The 16,493-nt window shown below is 71.3% G+C and carries 20 protein-coding genes; 7 read left to right on the forward strand and 13 right to left on the reverse strand.

Going from position 1 to position 16,493, the window contains the following annotated elements; genetic code table 11:
• Positions 1 to 57 precede the first annotated feature (57 nt).
• From ABZX02_RS09375 to ABZX02_RS09400, 6 genes are all read right to left on the reverse strand, one after another.
• Entirely contained in the window at positions 58 to 744 is a 687-nt protein-coding gene (locus ABZX02_RS09375) for a hypothetical protein (RefSeq protein WP_355296459.1), read from the reverse strand.
• Between the two features lie 68 nt (positions 745 to 812).
• Complete coding sequence (locus ABZX02_RS09380; RefSeq protein ID WP_355296461.1) at positions 813 to 1,322, reverse strand: general stress protein; 510 nt, start codon at positions 1,320 to 1,322, stop codon at positions 813 to 815.
• A gap of 40 nt (positions 1,323 to 1,362) precedes the next feature.
• Entirely contained in the window at positions 1,363 to 2,139 is a 777-nt protein-coding gene (locus ABZX02_RS09385; protein WP_355296462.1) for an arylamine N-acetyltransferase, read from the reverse strand.
• Positions 2,117 to 2,626, reverse strand: coding sequence for a GNAT family N-acetyltransferase (locus tag ABZX02_RS09390; protein WP_355296464.1), 510 nt, complete (start codon positions 2,624 to 2,626; stop codon positions 2,117 to 2,119). Before ABZX02_RS09390 ends, ABZX02_RS09385 begins: the two co-directional genes overlap by 23 nt.
• A gap of 30 nt (positions 2,627 to 2,656) precedes the next feature.
• Complete coding sequence (locus ABZX02_RS09395) at positions 2,657 to 3,898, reverse strand: hypothetical protein (protein ID WP_355296466.1); 1,242 nt, start codon at positions 3,896 to 3,898, stop codon at positions 2,657 to 2,659.
• Entirely contained in the window at positions 3,895 to 4,473 is a 579-nt protein-coding gene (locus tag ABZX02_RS09400) for a sigma-70 family RNA polymerase sigma factor (protein ID WP_355296468.1), read from the reverse strand. The genes ABZX02_RS09395 and ABZX02_RS09400 overlap by 4 nt, the downstream gene beginning before the upstream one ends.
• 85 nt (positions 4,474 to 4,558) lie before the next feature.
• Here ABZX02_RS09400 and ABZX02_RS09405 point away from each other — a divergent pair, with 85 nt between their 5' ends.
• Both ABZX02_RS09405 and ABZX02_RS09410 read left to right on the forward strand, forming a co-directional pair.
• Positions 4,559 to 4,855, forward strand: coding sequence for a hypothetical protein (locus tag ABZX02_RS09405; RefSeq protein ID WP_355296470.1), 297 nt, complete (start codon positions 4,559 to 4,561; stop codon positions 4,853 to 4,855).
• Positions 4,856 to 5,348: 493 nt separating this feature from the next.
• Positions 5,349 to 6,077: an SDR family oxidoreductase gene (locus tag ABZX02_RS09410; RefSeq protein WP_355296472.1), complete on the forward strand. Its 729-nt coding sequence runs from the start codon at positions 5,349 to 5,351 to the stop codon at positions 6,075 to 6,077.
• Here ABZX02_RS09410 and ABZX02_RS09415 read toward each other — a convergent pair.
• Together ABZX02_RS09415 and ABZX02_RS09420 are read right to left on the reverse strand one after the other, a co-directional pair.
• Positions 6,059 to 6,562, reverse strand: coding sequence for a DUF2087 domain-containing protein (locus ABZX02_RS09415; RefSeq protein ID WP_355296474.1), 504 nt, complete (start codon positions 6,560 to 6,562; stop codon positions 6,059 to 6,061). The two genes, ABZX02_RS09410 and ABZX02_RS09415, sit on opposite strands and share 19 nt — an antisense overlap.
• A 65-nt stretch (positions 6,563 to 6,627) precedes the next feature.
• Complete coding sequence (locus tag ABZX02_RS09420) at positions 6,628 to 7,104, reverse strand: hypothetical protein (protein WP_355296475.1); 477 nt, start codon at positions 7,102 to 7,104, stop codon at positions 6,628 to 6,630.
• Between the two features lie 61 nt (positions 7,105 to 7,165).
• Here ABZX02_RS09420 and ABZX02_RS09425 point away from each other — a divergent pair, with 61 nt between their 5' ends.
• Positions 7,166 to 8,134: a YafY family protein gene (locus tag ABZX02_RS09425; protein WP_355296477.1), complete on the forward strand. Its 969-nt coding sequence runs from the start codon at positions 7,166 to 7,168 to the stop codon at positions 8,132 to 8,134.
• Here the strand turns inward: ABZX02_RS09425 and ABZX02_RS09430 are convergent.
• Genes ABZX02_RS09430 through ABZX02_RS09450 form a run of 5 tightly spaced genes read right to left on the reverse strand, consistent with a single transcriptional unit; the run spans position 8,122 to position 13,080 of the window.
• Positions 8,122 to 8,892 (reverse strand): DUF3626 domain-containing protein, encoded by a 771-nt coding sequence (locus ABZX02_RS09430; RefSeq protein ID WP_355296479.1) that lies wholly within the window; start codon positions 8,890 to 8,892, stop codon positions 8,122 to 8,124. The two genes, ABZX02_RS09425 and ABZX02_RS09430, sit on opposite strands and share 13 nt — an antisense overlap.
• The gene (locus tag ABZX02_RS09435) at positions 8,867 to 9,481 is read right to left on the reverse strand and encodes a DUF2238 domain-containing protein (protein ID WP_355296481.1); all 615 of its coding nucleotides are present in this window, start codon (positions 9,479 to 9,481) and stop codon (positions 8,867 to 8,869) included. Before ABZX02_RS09435 ends, ABZX02_RS09430 begins: the two co-directional genes overlap by 26 nt.
• On the reverse strand, positions 9,471 to 10,010 hold the full coding sequence (locus ABZX02_RS09440; RefSeq protein WP_355296483.1) for a sugar O-acetyltransferase: 540 nt from the start codon (positions 10,008 to 10,010) through the stop codon (positions 9,471 to 9,473). Before ABZX02_RS09440 ends, ABZX02_RS09435 begins: the two co-directional genes overlap by 11 nt.
• Positions 10,007 to 10,762, reverse strand: coding sequence for a hypothetical protein (locus ABZX02_RS09445; RefSeq protein WP_355296485.1), 756 nt, complete (start codon positions 10,760 to 10,762; stop codon positions 10,007 to 10,009). Before ABZX02_RS09445 ends, ABZX02_RS09440 begins: the two co-directional genes overlap by 4 nt.
• A complete protein-coding gene (locus tag ABZX02_RS09450) occupies positions 10,762 to 13,080 on the reverse strand; it encodes a DEAD/DEAH box helicase (RefSeq protein WP_355296487.1) in 2,319 nt (772 codons plus the stop codon). Before ABZX02_RS09450 ends, ABZX02_RS09445 begins: the two co-directional genes overlap by 1 nt.
• A gap of 41 nt (positions 13,081 to 13,121) precedes the next feature.
• Here ABZX02_RS09450 and ABZX02_RS09455 point away from each other — a divergent pair, with 41 nt between their 5' ends.
• From ABZX02_RS09455 to ABZX02_RS09470, 4 genes are all read left to right on the forward strand, one after another.
• Positions 13,122 to 13,871, forward strand: coding sequence for a TetR/AcrR family transcriptional regulator C-terminal domain-containing protein (locus ABZX02_RS09455; protein ID WP_355296488.1), 750 nt, complete (start codon positions 13,122 to 13,124; stop codon positions 13,869 to 13,871).
• Between the two features lie 112 nt (positions 13,872 to 13,983).
• Positions 13,984 to 14,172 carry a hypothetical protein gene (locus ABZX02_RS09460; RefSeq protein ID WP_355296490.1) on the forward strand — a complete coding sequence of 63 codons (189 nt, stop codon included), beginning with the start codon at positions 13,984 to 13,986 and terminating at the stop codon, positions 14,170 to 14,172.
• Between the two features lie 124 nt (positions 14,173 to 14,296).
• A complete protein-coding gene (locus ABZX02_RS09465) occupies positions 14,297 to 15,538 on the forward strand; it encodes a hypothetical protein (RefSeq protein WP_355296492.1) in 1,242 nt (413 codons plus the stop codon).
• Positions 15,535 to 16,491 (forward strand): transporter substrate-binding domain-containing protein, encoded by a 957-nt coding sequence (locus ABZX02_RS09470; protein WP_355296494.1) that lies wholly within the window; start codon positions 15,535 to 15,537, stop codon positions 16,489 to 16,491. Before ABZX02_RS09465 ends, ABZX02_RS09470 begins: the two co-directional genes overlap by 4 nt.
• Positions 16,492 to 16,493: the final 2 nt, after the last annotated feature.

The raw sequence follows: 16,493 nt of genomic DNA on the forward strand, positions 1-16,493 counted from the left end.
TCCACCCCATTTCCGTAGGCCATACGGAAACAATACCGTACGGCCTACGGAAATGGGTCAGTTGACGTACCAGAGCACTCGCACGCTGGTCGGGGACTTGTCACGCAGCTCCGCGCACACCTCGTGGGCCAGCACGAGTCCGGTCCGCCGGCACAGGCGTTCGTCGGTGGGCAACGATGGCCGTTGGCCGAACCCGCCCGCCGCGAGCCCTGCGCGCACCACCTCCCGCGCGCGGTCTCCGGTCGCGGTCAGCTCCCGCCAGCAGTTCGCGCCGTGCCCGGAGCCGCAGCCGGCGTCTTCCTCGACGACCTGCAGCCCGGCCGCGGCCGACACCACGCCCTCATCACGCGGGATGCTCGCGCCAACGCTCAGGAACACGGCGAACGCCATTCCCGCCAGCGTCACCGCGGGCATCACGAACAGACCGGCGAGCACGCGACGTTCCACGAGCACGCCGACGGTGATCACGACCGTCGCGATCGCCGGGTAGAGCCAGTAGACCTCCAGCGCCGACGGCACCCACCGGCCCGGCAGCTCCCACGCGCGCGGCAGCACGAACCACGCCAGCAGGCCCACCAGGACCAGCCCGACCGAGATCCCGGTCCGCCACGACCGGGCCAGCACGACCCACACGACGATCGGCACCAGCCCGAACAGCCCGGTGTCGACCGACAGCGTGTTCACGACGAATCCCGCCACCAGCGGCACAGCGCGCCACCAGTGCAACTCCCCCATGTCCTTCACGCGGTCAGTAAAGCGGAAACGCCGCCCCGGTGATCGGGACGGCGTTTCCTGTGGTGGGAGCTGGGTTCTTACGAGCGCCAGGCGAGCGCGGTCAGCATCTCCTTGCCGCGCTCGGCGCTGCGCGGGTGGCTGAGCACGTCGTAGCGGCCCGCGACGAGCTGGGTGGTCGAGGCGAAGTCGCGCTTGCCGCGCGTCGCCGCGTACCGGGTGGCGGCGCTGGCCAGGCCGAACACCGTACCGACGACCAGGCCCGTGATGATCGGGGCGAGGGCGCCGCCGGTGGAGAACAGGCCGAGCAGCAGGCCGACGAACAGACCGAACCAGGCACCCGACGCGGCACCCGCGCCGAGGACGCGGCCCCAGGTCAGGCGGCCGGTGACCCGTTCGACGATCATCGGCTCGACGCCGACGATGGTGACGTCCGCGACCGGGAAGTCGTTGTCCGCCAGGTGGTCCACCGCCCGCTGCGCCTCTTCGTAGGTCCCGTAGGAACCGATGGGCCAGCCCGTGGGCGGGGTGGGCAGTGCGTTGACGCCCGTGGAACCTGCTCCCGTGGCGAACGGAGTCGCGGTGGTCATTTCCAACACCTCCGAAATGCGATCCCCTTTACACCTGGTACTACGAACGGGCGCCCTTTTCTGTTCCCGGAGTTGAGCCGATGTGACTCAGCTCCCTCTCGGTAAGGGTGATGTCCAGCGATTCCAACGTTTTCGCGAGGTCGTCAACCTGAGAATTCTCAGGTTTCTCGCCGGCGCGCTCGACGGTGAACTCCGTTCCGACCAAACGGCGGCTCAGGCCGGGCTCCAGACGCATCACGACGAGCCGGCGGCTGAACGGCGACCGCTCGTGCGTGGCGACGTAGTAGTTGGCGGCCGCGTAGTCCACGGGCCGCTGGTCGAGACCGGTCTCGAACTGGTGCTGCAACGCCCAGCCGTCCGCCGTCTGCTTCTCCAGCACCCAGCGGCCGTCCTCGCGGCGCAGGCGGTGCGGCCAGCCCGCCTGGTCCACGACCGCGCCGTCGACCAGCGGCATGGGGTGCAGCATCCCGGCGCCGAACCCGACGTCGACGAGCTGGTCGTCCACGATGGACATGAAGTGCGTGCGCGGACCGGTCATCACGCGGCTCATCTGCCGGCTCACGGTGTGCCCGAGGCGTTCCAGCACGGCGGTGAAGAGCAACTGGTGTTCGTAGCAATAACCGCCGCGGCGCCGTCCGAGCATCTTGTCCTGGATGTCGCCGAGGTCGAGTGACGGCACATGGCCGAGCATCACGTCGATGTTCTCGAACGGAATGGCGCGCACATGCGCCTCGTGCAACTCCGTCAGCGAACTCGACGCCGACGCCCCCGTGCGCGCGAAGTACGCGCCCAAATCAACCGATTCCGTCTGCCACACGGCTTTCCCCCTGAGCTAGTAGCCACTCCTCTTTCGTCAGCGCGTACTCCACCTCTCCGTATTCCGCGCCGGGCAGAGGATCGGGGAAGTCGACGTGGAACGTGCGGACGTGCCGCAGCCCGCACTTCTCCATCACGCGCCGCGAGCCGGCGTTGACGAACATCGTGATGGCCACGACGCGGTCGGCGCGGCCGCTGGTGAAACCGTGCTCGATCAGGGCCTTCGCCCCCTCGGTGGCGTAGCCCAGGCCCCAGAACGCGCGGTGCAGCCGGTAGCCGAGCTCGGCCTCACCGGTCCCCGCGAGCTCGAACCAGCCGACGAACCGGCCGGTCGCGGTCTCGAACGCGGCGTGGAAGCTCTCGCCGAGGTAGCCCTCGACCGGCGCGGGGTCGAGGTAGCGCATGACCTCGGGGTCGGCGTGCAGCGCGCGGAACAGCTCGGCGTCGGAGCTCTGGGCCGGGCGCAGCGTCAGGCGTTCGGTTCTCACGAACGCATCGTGGCGCGTCCGTCCACCGCTTTACCGAGCGGGCGTGATGGTCTCCAGGACCAGGCCCGCGGCGTTGCGCACGACGACCTGGGCGCCCGGCCGTGCCTCGTCGAACGGTGCGGCGAGCACGAACGTGCCGTTGCCGATCACGGCGGGCACGTCGGCGGAGCCCGGTGAGGTGTAGGTGATCGAGGCGACCTCCGGGTCGAACAGCAGGCCCACGGCGGCGTAGTCCGAGCTGGCCGTGCCGCCGCCCTCGATCGGCTTGAAGTCGTAGGCCACGCGCACCGAGCCGATGGTCTGGCCGTACACGAGCTCCACGTCGTCCTTGTCGCGCAGGTTGTCGACCAGGCCGTGCCGCTTCGCGCCGTCGTCGAGGCAGTAGAACATCAGGTCGCCGAACCGGCCGACGACGACGGTGCTGGTGCCGCTGACCTTCGCCGTGACGCCGTGGGAGAACTGGTCGGCGTCCGGGACCGCGCGGTCGCGCAGGCACTCGGCGAGCCGCTGGGCCTCGGGAGTGCTGCGGTCCGCGGGAGGCGCCGGGAGGTCGGTGACCGGCGCGGTCGGTCCCGGCACGCCCTCGAGCACGGACTCCTCGCCGTCGACGAGCGCCGTCGTGCCGGTCTCGGCGCCCGCGTAACCGCTCGGGGCGAGGAACATGCCGTCGACCACGGCGGGTGAGGCGTTGTTCCAGCCGGGGTCGACGGTGCGGGACAGGCTGAGGTGCTTCACGTCCGGGGAGACCAGGCCCGCCATCGCGCCGGTCGGGGTGGTGAACAGGATCCGCACCTGGCGGCGGCCGGTCCCGGCGCCGGCCGGGTCGGGGGCGGAGATCGCGGTGGTCGTGGCGGTGTTCGCGCAGAAGAAGACGCCGGTCGGGCCGCGGAACGCGCTCAGGACCGTGCCGTTCTTGTGGCTGACCGCGATCGTCGTCCACTGCTCGGCGGGCGGGTGCGAGGTCGCGGCGGCCACGCAGCGCGCCATCATGTCCGGCCCCAGTGGTCCCTTGTCGACGTTGTTGACCACGGCGCGGTCCTTGCCGACGAACTCGCCGTTGTGCTGCACGGGCGGCGCGGCGGGGTCGGCCGGACTGCCGAGGAGGGCCTGACCCGCGAAGACGGCCCCGGCGGCGAGCACGCCGACGCCGGCGGCGATGAGGGCGGGCCGGCCGGCGCGGGCGGACGGGCGCATGCCCTCGGAGAGGCGGCGGCGGGCGCGCAGGCGGACGTCGTCGGGCAGCGCGCGGCGTTCGGGCAACTGGTCGATCACGGGGTGTCCTCTGGGGTCAGGTCGCGCAGCCGGGCGCGGGTGCGGGAGACGCGGGCGCGCACGCTCGACTCGGTGATGCCGAGGAGCGAGGCGGCGTCGGCGGTGGACACGTCGCCGAGCAGGCAGAGCTGGGCGATCTCGCGTTCGGAGGCGGGCAGCTTCGCGATGACCGCCACCACCTGGGCGAGCCGGCGCTGGGCGTCGGTGCGGGCGGCGACGTCGTCGGCGTGGTCGCGTTCGTCCTGCGGAGCGAGCTTCGCGACCAGCCGCAGGGCCCGGCGGGAGGCGCGCCACTCGGTGCGGGCGCGGTTCGCGGTGACCGTGTAGAGCCACGGCAGGGCGGAGTCGCGCACGAGCCGGGCGTCGCCGCGCTTGCGCCAGGCGGTCAGGAACGTCGCGGAGAGCAGGTCCTCCGCCTGCGACCAGGACGCGGTCAGGCGGTAGGCGTAGTTCCAGACCGCCTCGGCGTGGCGTTCGAACAGCGCGGTGAAGGCGGCGTGGTCGCCCTGCGCGATCTGGTCCCAGAGGCGTGCGTCGGGCGGGCCGACGTCCGCGCACTCGGTCGTTTCGGTCATCACACTCCGCCTGGGGCCGTTACGACCCAGTGTGCTGCGTGACCCGCGTCACTCGCGCGCGGAGGTGCCGCCCCTCATTCGAGGTGTGAATGGCGCCGATGGCAAGATCTTCCCCGTGCCGATCGAGCAGAAGCAGCCCGGCAATGTCGAGGCGGAGACCCAGGTGTTCGCGAAGATCCCGACCCTTCAGCAAGAGGCGGCGACCGTTCCCGGCGTCGCTCCGGTGCCCCCTCCCGTCACTCCTCCTCCCGCGGTGACCACGCCCGCGGAGGTCAAGCCCGCTCCCGCGGCCGCCGACCCGGCGCCCGCGCGCAAGCAGAAGTCGCTGACCCGGCGGTTGGCCCGCCGGATCCTCGGCCCGACCTTGATGACGAAGAAATAGGCCCTGCGACGGCTACCTGTCGGGAACCTGCCCCAATCCTCCGCAGACCCGGCAGGCGGTCCGGTCCTCGTTGAGCCCAGAACCAAGGCAACGGCTGCACTCCTTCACAGAAGAACAGTGTCCGCTTCTACTCCGAGTGGGGGCAGCCGCCAAGCAGGGACCCATCTGGCAATAATGGGTGACCCCCACCGTTCACCCTCGGTGATCAGGCCTGGGTGGACGGACGGCCTGGAATCTCGTTGGCACGTGCGACATTGCCTGCGACGATGCGTCTGCTCTCCTCGTGCGGGAGCTTCCACCAGCCGGAGCACCCGCGCGGGCACGGGTGCGACATCTCGTGCAGCACAAGGCCTTCGGGACCGGGAACGGGTTGTTGCCACGACATGGTTCCGGACCCCGCGCACAGCAGGCAGGTGTCCTCTTCACACTCCACACCTGTAGGTACTCCACACGGGACACTTCGGGCAATCGCTGGATCGAGGGGAGATCTCCGATGGCAGTCGCGGTCGTGACGGGTGCGGGTTCCGGGGTGGGGCGGGCGTCGGCGCGCACCCTGCTGGCAGCGGGGTTCGAGGTCGTGCTCGCGGGCCGGCGCGAGGACGCGCTGATCGAGACCGGGGAAGGGTTTCCCGGTTCGTTTCCCGTGCCCACCGATGTGTCGCAAGAGGACTCGGTCGTCGCACTGTTCGCGGCGGCGGTGGAGCGGTTCGGCCGGGTCGACGTGTTGTTCAACAACGCCGGCATGAACGTGCGCGCGACCCCGGTCGAGGAGTTCTCCTTGAGCGCGTGGGAGAAGGTCGTCGGGGTGAACCTGACGGGCGCGTTCCTGTGCGCCCGCGAGGCGTTCAAGGTGATGAAGACCCACGGCGGTGGCCGGATCATCAACAACGGCTCGATCTCCGCGACCGTGCCGCGCCCGCACGCCGTGGCCTACAACGCGACCAAGCACGCGATGACCGGGCTGACCAAGTCGCTGTCGCTGGAGGGCAGGGCGTTCGGCATCGCGTGCGGGCAGATCGACATCGGCAACGCCGCCACCGAGATGACCGAGCGGATGGGCGCCGGGGTGCTGCAGGCGAACTTCGAGGTCGCGGCGGAACCGACGTTCGACGTGCAGCACGTGGCCGACGCCGTGCTCTACCAGGCCCGGTTGCCGCTCAACGCCAACGTGCAGTTCATGACCGTGATGGCCACGACCATGCCCTACATCGGCAGAGGTTGAGCCTGGTACATGCCGCCGCCGCGTTCGAGCAGGCCGAAGTCGACGAGGTAGCGGCGGATGGTGACGTGGTCGACCTCTCCCCCGTCGCACCAGGCCGCGAGCCGTTCGTTGATCTCGGGCTCCTCGTAGTAGGTCCGCGCGGTGAAGGCGTGCGCGTGCACGTGTTCGAGGATCTTGCGGCGGCGTTCGTGCGCGACCGGCAACGAGACGAGCTTGTCGCCCCGGATGAACGGCGCGAGCCCGTCGGACGGCGTCTGCTCGGTGAGCGCGGCGGCGAGCGGCTTGAGGTCGGCGGGCCGGGCCGGTTCCCCTTCGACCAGCCCGGCCTCGCGGAGCTTGCGCAGCGCGGTGCCGGCGTCCTTGACCTTCAGCCCGGAGGCGGCGGCGACGTCGGCCAGGCTGCCCGCGCCGAGGACGACGGCGGCGAACGCCCGCAGCCTCGTGGGTTCGGCCAGGGCGCGCACGACGGATTCCGGTGTGGTCATGTCTGCGAACCTAACGCCGCCGTCCACCCGTTTTCAGCGTGAGGGCGCGCCCTGCCAGTCCGCGCTCATCGGCCCACCAGGCCTTCGGCCATGACGTCGCCGAGGTAGGCCTCGAAGTCGGGGGTGTCCGGTTCGAGCACGTGCCGCACCCACGCCGAACGTTCGTGGGCGAGCGGCGGCAGTTCCCAGACGCAGCCGATGAGGTCCTTGGGGATGACGCTGAAGCGCGTGAGGTCGGGGTCGGTTGAGCCGAGGAACGGCTGGTCGCCGGAGACGGCGGTGCGGCAGTGCAGGACGTTGTCCCAGACCCAGTTGTAGGCGTTGAGGTACATGCCCGCGGCACTGCGGTGCAGGACGGTGACCGTGGCGGGCGGGGTCGGGTCCTCGAAGTCCGGGTAGATCTCCGGCAGGAACGCGTAGGCGGCCTCGCGGATGTCGTCGGTGATCTCCAGCCCCGGGGTGACCACCTCGTAGCGCTTGACGTGCCTGCCCGCGACGACCAGCGGTTCCCTGACCGCCAGCTGCTTCTCGTAGAAAGCCATGGGTCGAACATATGAGCTATCCCTGACAACCTGTGTCAGTGGTCTGTGGCAGTGTGTCCGCGTGCGCGCGAGCCGGTTGGTGTCCCTGCTGCTGCTCCTCCAGACCAAGGGGCGGATGACCGCGCACGCCCTGGCCGGCGAGCTGGAGGTGTCGGTCCGCACCATCTACCGCGACGTGGAGTCCCTGCACGCGGCCGGCGTGCCGCTGTACGGCGACGCGGGTCCGTCCGGCGGCTACCAGCTGCTCGACGGCTACCGCACCCGGCTGACGGGCCTGACCGAGCAGGAGGCGGAGTCGCTGTTCCTGGCGGGGCTGCCCGGCCCGGCCGCCGACCTGGGCCTCGGCGACGCGGTGTCGGCGGCGCAGCTCAAGCTGATGGCGGCCCTGCCGTCACCGCTGCGCGACCGGGCCTCGCGGATGGCCACGCGCTTCCACCTCGACGCGCCGGCCTGGTACTACGACCCGGAGCGCTCGCCGTTCCTGGAGGTCGTGGCGGACGCGGTGTGGCGCGAACGGCTGCTGGAGGTGACCTACCGCCGCTGGCGCGCGCCCGAGGAGGTGACGCGGGTGCTGCGGCCGCTGGGCCTCGTGCTGAAGGCGGGCCGCTGGTACCTGGTGGCGCTGGGGTCGTCGCGGATCTCGACGTACCGGGTGTCGCAGATCCAGTCGGCCGCGGTGCTGCCGGAGTCGTTCGCGCGGCCGGAGGGGTTCGACCTGGCTGAGCACTGGGCCGCGTCGCTGGAGGACTTCCAGGCGCGGCAGTACACGGGCTCCGCGGTGCTGCGGCTGTCGCCCGCCGGGTGGGAGGCGTTCTCGTCGCACGTGCTGCCGGTGGTGGCCCGGGCGGCGGAGGAGTCCGTTGTGGACGACGACGGGCACTTCCGGGTGACGGTCCCGATCGAGTCGATCGGGCACGCGTGCGGGATGGTCCTGCGGATGGGCGGTGAGGTCGAGGTGCTGGAGCCGGCGGAGCTGCGGGAGCGGGTGGCGGACTCGGTGCGCCGGCTGGCATCGATCTACCTGCCGTAGCGCGCCAGGTGGTGCCACAGGTGCTTCACGACCTGCGGCGGCGCGTCCGCCGTGTCGAGCAGGTCCGGCGTCAGCACCCCGTCGCGGGCGATCCCCAGTCCCAGCGCGACGGACTCCGGGGTGCGGTAGTCGGCGTGCCGCACGAGGTCCTGTGTGGACAGCCGGAAGCCGGGGTGACGTTCGACCGGGCACGGGAGCTCGACGTCGGGGTGGGTCGGGTCGAGCACGAGGGCCTCGACGTCCTCAAGCGTGACGGGTCCGTGGACGTGGGCCTCGACGTAGTCGTCGAGGAAGTCGCGGTCGCCGACGAGGTCGAGCAGGGCGAAGCGCTGGGCGGTGCCGAAGTCGACCGGGTCGAAGACGCTGTCGGGGTAGCAGAACGTCGTGCGGTCGAGGACGTGCTCCCCGAGCCGCAGGTGGGCCGAACCGAACCGGGGCGCGGCCCCATGAGGGAGGTCCTGCGCGTTGAGCGCGCCGTACTTGGGCCGGTGCGCGGGGTCGGCGTGGTCGTAGGCGCCGCCGAACAGCCGGCTCTCCCACTCCCAGCGCGCACCGCCGGGATGAGCGGTGAGGCCGCCGTTGCTGGTGCCCGTCTCGAACTGGGAGCGGTAGACGCCGTCGCGCACCAGCCGGTCCAGCACGCCGCGTCCGGGGTGGAAGTTGAGCGTGACGCGGAGGTGCCGCGGCAGCGGGTTTCCGGTGGAGCGGGCGGCGACGTGCGCCACCGCCCGCTCAGACGCGCTCGAGCTGCTTGTCATGCACCCGTCCCAGCACGAGCTGGGCGGCGATCGCGCCCAGCAGTGCCATGAACATGTCCCACTGGGTGTCCCAGACGTCGCCCTGCGTCCCGAGGAAGTCGCCCGCGGCCTCCCCGCCGATCACCGCCGCCAGCCACTCGCCCAGCTCGTACACGGCGCTGAACGCCAGGCACACGCACACAACGAGGAAGAACGCCCACCCGCCCGGCCGCACGACGCGGCGGCGCAGCAGGATCTCGCGGGCCAGGACGGCGGGCACGAAGCCCTGCACGAAGTGCGCGAACCGGTCGTAGTGGTTGCGGGCGAGGTCGAACCAGTCCTGCACCCAGAACCCGGCGGGCACCTTGGCGTAGGTGTAGTGGCCGCCCAGGACGAGCACCAGCGCGTGCAGGAAGATCAGCCGGTACAGCAGCGGTGTGAGCGGGAACCGCCGGTACGTCGCGACCAGCAGCACGCCGCCGATCACGACGGGCGCGACCTCGAGGTACCAGGTCGAGCGGGAGTGCGGCCCGATGCCGGACGCGACCAGGGCGACGGCTGTCAGTCCCAGCAGGACCAGCGGTTCCACCAGGCGCTTGTCATAGCTCACGGATCACCTTGCAGGGGTTGCCGACGGCGAGCACGCGCGGCGGGATGTCGCGCGTGACGACGCTACCGGCTCCGATGACCGCGTTGTCTCCGATCGTGACGCCGGCGCAGACGATGACGCCGCCGCCGAGCCACACGTTGTTGCCGATGGTGATGGGGGCGGCGGTCTCGAAGCGCTGGCGGCGGGCCTCGTGGTCCTCGATGGGGTGCAGGGCGGTGAGCAGCTGGGCGCGGGGGCCGATGGAGACGTCGTCGCCGATGGTGATGGTGGCGCAGTCCATGAGGATGGCGTCGTAGTTGAGGAAGCTGTTGGAGCCCAGGTGGATCTGGTAGCCGTAGTCGCACTGCAACCGCGGCATGACCCAGGAGCCCTCGCCGATGGAGCCGAAGAGCCGTGCGATGACGTCGCCGGAGCGGGTGGCGTTGAACTCGTCGACCAACGCCTGGCAGCGCAGGCGTTCGGCGACGAGTTCGGGGTCGGAGTCCTTGTAGAGCTGTCCGGTCATCATCTTCTGCTTCTCGGTGATCACCCTTCGAGAGTGCCCGAACGCAGCAGCGCGCGGGCGCGGCCGGCCGCGATCTCCATCAGCGCCAGGAGTTCCGCCGCCTCGAAACCGGGCGGCGGTTCGACCGCGAGCACCACAGGTGTGGTGGCTGGAACCGGTGGACGAGCGGGCAGCTGACCTGCGGGTTCGACGGAAACCACCACAGGTGTTCTGGTGCCGACGGGTCCGGCGACGCGCTCGCGCAGGGCGTCGAGGAGGTCCTGTTCCGGTTTTCCCTTGAGCAGCAGCAGGACGAACGGGTCGGCGTCGAGCAGCCAGCCGACCTGCAGTGCCAGGGCGGCGGCGTGGCGGCACGGCATCCAGCCGTCGCAGTCGCACTCGGCCTCGAGGTCGCCGATGCCGGGCAGCAGGTCCACTCCGGACTCTTCCGCGGCGAGGACCAGGTCGCGCGGCATGTCGTTGTCCAGCAAGGCGGCGATGTGGCCGGGGTGTTCGGCGACGCGGTCGAGCAACCGTCCCCATTGGACGTCGGTGAGCTCGGGGACGGCGACGGTGGTGTTGTGGACGGTGTCGTCGTCGTGGACCTGGGCGTGCAGGCGGCCGGGGCTGACGGTGATCGGGCCGACGACGCCGGCGTGGGCGTAGCGGCGGGCGAGGCGGATTAGCCCGGTGTCGAGGGCGGTGTCGGTCAGGGCCTTCGCCCAGGCCTTGCCCCACCAGGTGGTGGCGACGCGGCGCTTGACCTTGGGGAACGCGGCGAATCCGCGGGCGGTCATCAGGCGCTCCTCAGGGCGACGAGTTCGGCGAGTTCGGCGTCGGTGAGCTCGGTGAAGGCGGCCTCTCCCCCGTGCAGGACGGCGTCGGCGAGGTCGCGCTTGTCCTGCAGGAGCGCGGCGATGCGTTCCTCGACGGTGCCTTCGGTGACGAGCTTGTGCACCTGCACGGGCCGGGTCTGGCCGATGCGGTAGGCGCGGTCGGTGGCCTGGTCCTCGACGGCGGGGTTCCACCAGCGGTCGAAGTGGATGACGTGGTCGGCGCGGGTGAGGTTGAGGCCGGTGCCGGCGGCCTTGAGCGAGAGCAGGAAGACGGGCGCGCGGCCGTTCTGGAAGTCGTCGACCATCTGCTCGCGCTGCGGCACGGGGGTGCCGCCGTGCAGGAACCTCGTGGGCTGCTTGATGTGCTGTTCGAGCAGCCGGGCCATGCCGACGTACTGGGTGAAGATCAGCGCGGAGCCGTCCTCGGCGACGATGGTGTCGAGCAGTTCGTCGAGCAGGTCGAGCTTGCCGGACGTGCCGCGCAGCTCGGGGTGGCCGAGGTAGTGCGACGGGTGGTTGCAGATCTGCTTGAGGCCGGTGAGCAGCTTGAGCACGAGGCCGCGGCGCGCCATGCCGTCGCTGACCGCGATCTGGTCGAGGATTTCGCGGGTGAGCGCCTCGTAGAGCGCGGCCTGCTCGACGCTGAGCGAGACGTACCGGTCGGTCTCGGTCTTGGCGGGCAGTTCGGGGGCGACGCCGGGGTCGGACTTGCGGCGGCGCAGCAGGAAGGGCCGCACGACCTTGGCGAGGGTGTCGTCGGGTTCGGGCCAGCGGGTGCGGAACGCGCGGTGGGTGCCGAGCAGGCCCGGCGTCGTCCAGTCCAGCACGGCCCACAGCTCCGACAGCGAGTTCTCGACCGGCGTGCCGGACAACGCGACGCGGGCGGCGGAGGGGATGCAGCGCAGGGCCTTGGCGGTGCCGGAGTGCGGGTTCTTGACGTGCTGGGCCTCGTCGGCGACGACCATGCCCCACTCGTGGGCGCGCAGTGCCTCGGCGTCCAGGCGCATGGTGCCGTAGGTGGTGAGCACGACGCCTTCGGTGGCGAGAGTCCGGTGTGGACCGTGGTAGCGGCTGACGGGGGTGCCGGGCGCGAAGCGGCGGATCTCGCGTTCCCAGTTGCCCAGCAGCGAGGCGGGACAGACGACGAGCGTGGGGTGCTCGTGGGCGCGGTGCAGGTGCAGGGCGATGAGGGTGATGGTCTTGCCCAGGCCCATGTCGTCGGCCAGGCACGCGCCGAGGCCGAGGTCGGTCATGTGGGCGAGCCAGCGCAGGCCGTACAGCTGGTAGTCGCGCAGCCGGGCCTGCAGCGCGGCGGGCTGGGCGATCTCGGGGATCGTCGTGATGGCGGTGGTGAGGCTGTGCGGGGCGACCTCGACCGGTTCGCCGTCGATGACCGCGACACCGGTGAGGGCCGCGGTGACGGCCTGGGCGGCGGTGAGCGGGGCGAGCCGACGGCGGGTCCTGGCGGCGAGCAACGGGTCGACGAGCACCCACTGGTCGCGCAGCTTCACGATCGGCCGGGACGCCTCGGCGACGAGGTCCATCTCGGTCTCGGTGAGGTCCTCGCCGCCCAGCGCGAGCCGCCAGTCGAACGTGAGCAGGTCGCCGGCGCCGAAGCGGCCGCTCGGTTCGCCGATGACGGCCTTCGCGGACAGCGTGGTGGCGAGCTCGCGCGGCCAGTGGACCTCGATGTCGGTGGTCAGCAGTTCGCCGACCTCCTCGTCGCTCAGCTCGGCCTGGTCGAGCAGCCGCTGCAACGGCGGCCAGTCGACGCGGCCCATGGCCCGGATGGCGTCGAGCTCGCGGCCGGAGCCCCGCACGTCGCGCGGGTAGGGGTCGGTGACCGCGCGAACCTGCACGACGCCGCGGAACCCCATGTCCTCGGTGGTCTCGATGCGCAGCGAGAGCATGATCTGCTCGTCGACCCACGTCTTGAGCTCGGAGACGTCGTGCGCCTCGGCGCCCGCGAATGGTCCTTCACCGGTGCGGGGCAGCGCGTCGGCGACGGCGTCGAGGAACAAGCGGAGCTCGTCGTAGTCGCCGTGCGCGGCGAGCTGGCGCAGGTGCAGCTCGTCGGCGTGGTCGAACGGCCCGACGCGCCACGTGTCGTGGCCTTGGGCGGTCACACCGGGCACGATCCGCCCGCGAGCGACGAGAGCGAGCGCGGTCGCGGCGGCCACCGACCAGTAGTCGTCGCCTTCGAGAACCGCTGGCAGGGCTTCAAGCAGGGGTTTTCCGTGGAGCTGTCCGAATCTGGGCGGGTCGGCAGGCGCGAACATACCCTGTACCGTACACCATACGGTACGGTAGGGTGGCGCTCGTGATCGAACACACGGGCAGCGGCGACCCGGCGCGGACGCTGGCGTTGCTGTGGCGCACCCAGGAACGCGTGTCGCGCAAGGGCAACGACCTGAGCGTGGACCGCATCGTGCAGGCAGGCATCGCCCTGGCCGACGCCGACGGCCTCAAGGCGCTGTCGATGCGGCGCGTGGCCGAGTCCCTCGGCGTGGGCACGATGTCGCTCTACACCTACGTCCCGGGCAAGGGCGAGCTGATCGACGTCATGGTCGACACCGTCCAGGCCGCCACGGGCCGCGAGGAGGCCGAGGGCTGGCGCGCGCACCTGGCGTACGTGGCGCGGGAGAACCTGGAGCTGTACCGCCGGCACCCGTGGCTGCTGCAGGTGGCGCCGTCGCGGACGGTGCTGGGCCCGCAGGTGGCGGCGAAGTACGACTTCGAGCTGCGCGGCCTGGAGGGCATCGGTCTGTCGGACGTGGAGATGGACTCGGTGCTCGAGCTGGTCCTCGGGCACGTGCAGAACTCGGCGCGGGGGCTGACGGCGGCGGCGGTGACCGAGAAGGAGACGGGGCTGACCGACCAGCAGTGGTGGGACGCGGCGGCGCCGGTGCTGATGACGGTGTTCGACCCGGCGCGGTACCCGGTGGCGGCGCGGGTGGGCGGGGCGGTCGGGGAGGCGCACCAGAGCGCGTTCAGCCCGGAGCACTCGTTCGAGTTCGGGCTGGAGATGATCCTCAACGGGGTGGCGCAGCTCGTCGCGTCCCGGCCATGATGGCGGCGTGGACGACGAGTGGGTGCGCATCGCGCGCTACGACAACGTGAAGGGCCAGCCGAATCCCCGGGCCGCCGTGCGGGCTTGACTGCGCGAGCGCGGGATCGACTGGATGCCGTTCGGTTCCGAGGACGTGCGTGTCGACCTGATGTGCCGGCCCGGTTCCGGAGTGATCGCGATCTCCGTCGAGCCGGACGCGCTGCGCCGTCTCGGCCTGCACCCCGAACAGCCCACGTCCCGCGTCACGGGCGCGTCCCCGCCAGCGTGGTGGCACGCGGAGGCCGAGCGCCTCGGTTTCTGACGTGCGCCGCGCGGTAACGGGCGAGTGACACCTTCCGGGATGCGTCGTTAATTCCCACGCGGTGTCATCGACGTGCCTACAGTTACGCGACGCCGATCAACTTCGTCGTTCGGGAGGCCCGCTCGTGGTGATCGACTCGCAGCCGCGGCAGGCGCTGGTGCGCCGGGTCACCGGCCTGGCGCGGTCGACACCGGGCCGGTTGAGCCTGATCGTCGTGGTGCTGGTGGTGGCGAGCCTCGCGAGCGGGTGGCTCACGACGTGGAGCGTGAACCGGCAGGAGCGGGCGCTCGACGACCTGGCGACGCGGTCGGAGCCGCTGGCGCACGCCGCGCAGGAGGTCTACCGGGCGTTGCAGGACGCGGACGCGACGGCGGCGAGCGCGTTCCTGTCCGGTGGGCTCGAGCCCTCGCGGTTGCGGGAGCGCTACGAGGCCGACATCGCGCAGGCGCAGGCGGCGCTGTCGGTGGCGACGGCCTCCTCCCCCGAACTCACCGCGACGCTGGCGGCGCAGCTGCCGGTGTACACGGGGCTGATCGAGACGGCGCGGTCGAACAACCGCCAGGGGTTCCCGGTGGGCGCGGCGTACCTGCGGGAGGCGTCGGGGTTGATGCGCACGCAGCTGCTGCCGGCGGCGCAGGAGCTGTACCGGGCCGAGACCGACCGGGTCGCGAGAGCGCAGGACGAGGCGAACTTCCCGGTGGTGCCGGTGCTGGTGGCGCTGGCGTTCGTGATCGGGCTGGTGCTGATCCAGCGCTACCTCACGCGCAAGACGAACCGGTTGCTCAACGTCGGGCTGCTGGTCGCGACGGGGGCGGCGGCGGTGTCGCTGCTGTGGGTGACGACGGTGTCGGTGCTGGTGATGAACGACGTCGCGGACTCGCGCACGGCCTCGGAGAAGGTCGACACGCTGGCGCAGGCGCGGATCGCGACGCTGACCGCGCGCGGCGAGGAGACGTTGACGCTGGTCGCACGGGGTGCGGGGCAGAGCTACGAGAAGAACTTCGTGGAGGTCTCCGAACGCCTGGAGGGGCTGCTGGAGCGCGCGAAGAGCCTGGACGACACCGCGGCGGTGACCGAGGCGACGCAGGAGTTCCGGCAGTGGCAGGAGGTGCACCAGCGCATCCGCGAGGCCGACGACGCCGGGCGGTTCGCCGACGCGGTGAAGCTGATCGACAACCCGTACTTCGACTCGCTGGACCAGGCGCTGGTGCGGGCGATCGGCGAGGCGCGGCAGGACTTCAGCGACGAGGTGGCGGTGGCGCGGGCGTCGCTCGCGGGCACGGTCGTCGGGGTGCTGGTGCTCGCGGTGATCAGCGCCGCGGGTTCGACGATGGGGTTGTGGCAGCGACTCAAGGAGTACCGGTGAGGCGACTGGCACTGGCGGCGGTGTTGCTGCTCGGGGCGTGCTCGGCGGGACCGGCGCCGAGCGAGGTGGTGCCGCGCAGCGCGGCGGCCCCGCAGCCGGCGGGCGCGAGCACCGTGTCGGCGGCGCCGTCGAGTTCGGGGGCGCCGGCTCCGTCGTGCGACGCGACGGCGAGCCTGCGGCCCGGTGCGCTGCCGCCGGCCGGGCAGATGCCCGCGGGCTCGACGATGGAGCGCATCGCGCAGCGCGGCCGGTTGATCGCCGGGGTGGACCAGAACTCGTACCTGATGGGGTTCCGCAACTCGTTCACGGGCGAGATCGAGGGCTTCGACGTCGACGTGGCGCGGCAGATCGCCAAGGCGTTGTTCGGCGACGAGAAGAAGGTGCAGTTCAAGGTCGTCACGGCGGCCGAGCGGATCCCGATGCTGCAGAGCGGCGCGGTCGACGTCGTGGTGCGCACCATGACGATCACCTGCGAGCGCCTCAAGGACGTCGACTTCTCGCAGGTCTACTACCAGGCCGGGCAACGGGTGCTGGTGCGCCGCAACTCCGGTGTGTACGGCGTGGAGGGCCTGGGCGACAAGCGGGTGTGCGTGGCGTCGGGGTCGACGTCGCTGGGCAACGTCGTGAACAGGGCCAAGACCACAGTCAGCGTGCCGAACTGGACGGACTGCCTGGTCATGCTGCAGCAGGGGCAGGTCGACGCGATCTCCACCGACGACACGATCCTCGCCGGGCTCGCCGCGCAGGACCCGTACACCGAGGTGGTGGGGTCGCGGTTCACCGACGAGTCGTACGGGGTGGGGATCCCGAAGGGGCAGGAGGACCTGGTCCGGTTCGTCAACGGCGTGCTGGAGCGGATGCGCGCGGACGGCACGTGGCGCGCGCTGTACGGCCGGTGGCTGACGACGCTGGGGCCGGCACCAACGCCGCCGGTCGCGCGTTATCGGGACTAGGG

The organism is Lentzea sp. NPDC003310, assembly GCF_040610935.1.
Taxonomy (GTDB): domain Bacteria; phylum Actinomycetota; class Actinomycetes; order Mycobacteriales; family Pseudonocardiaceae; genus Lentzea.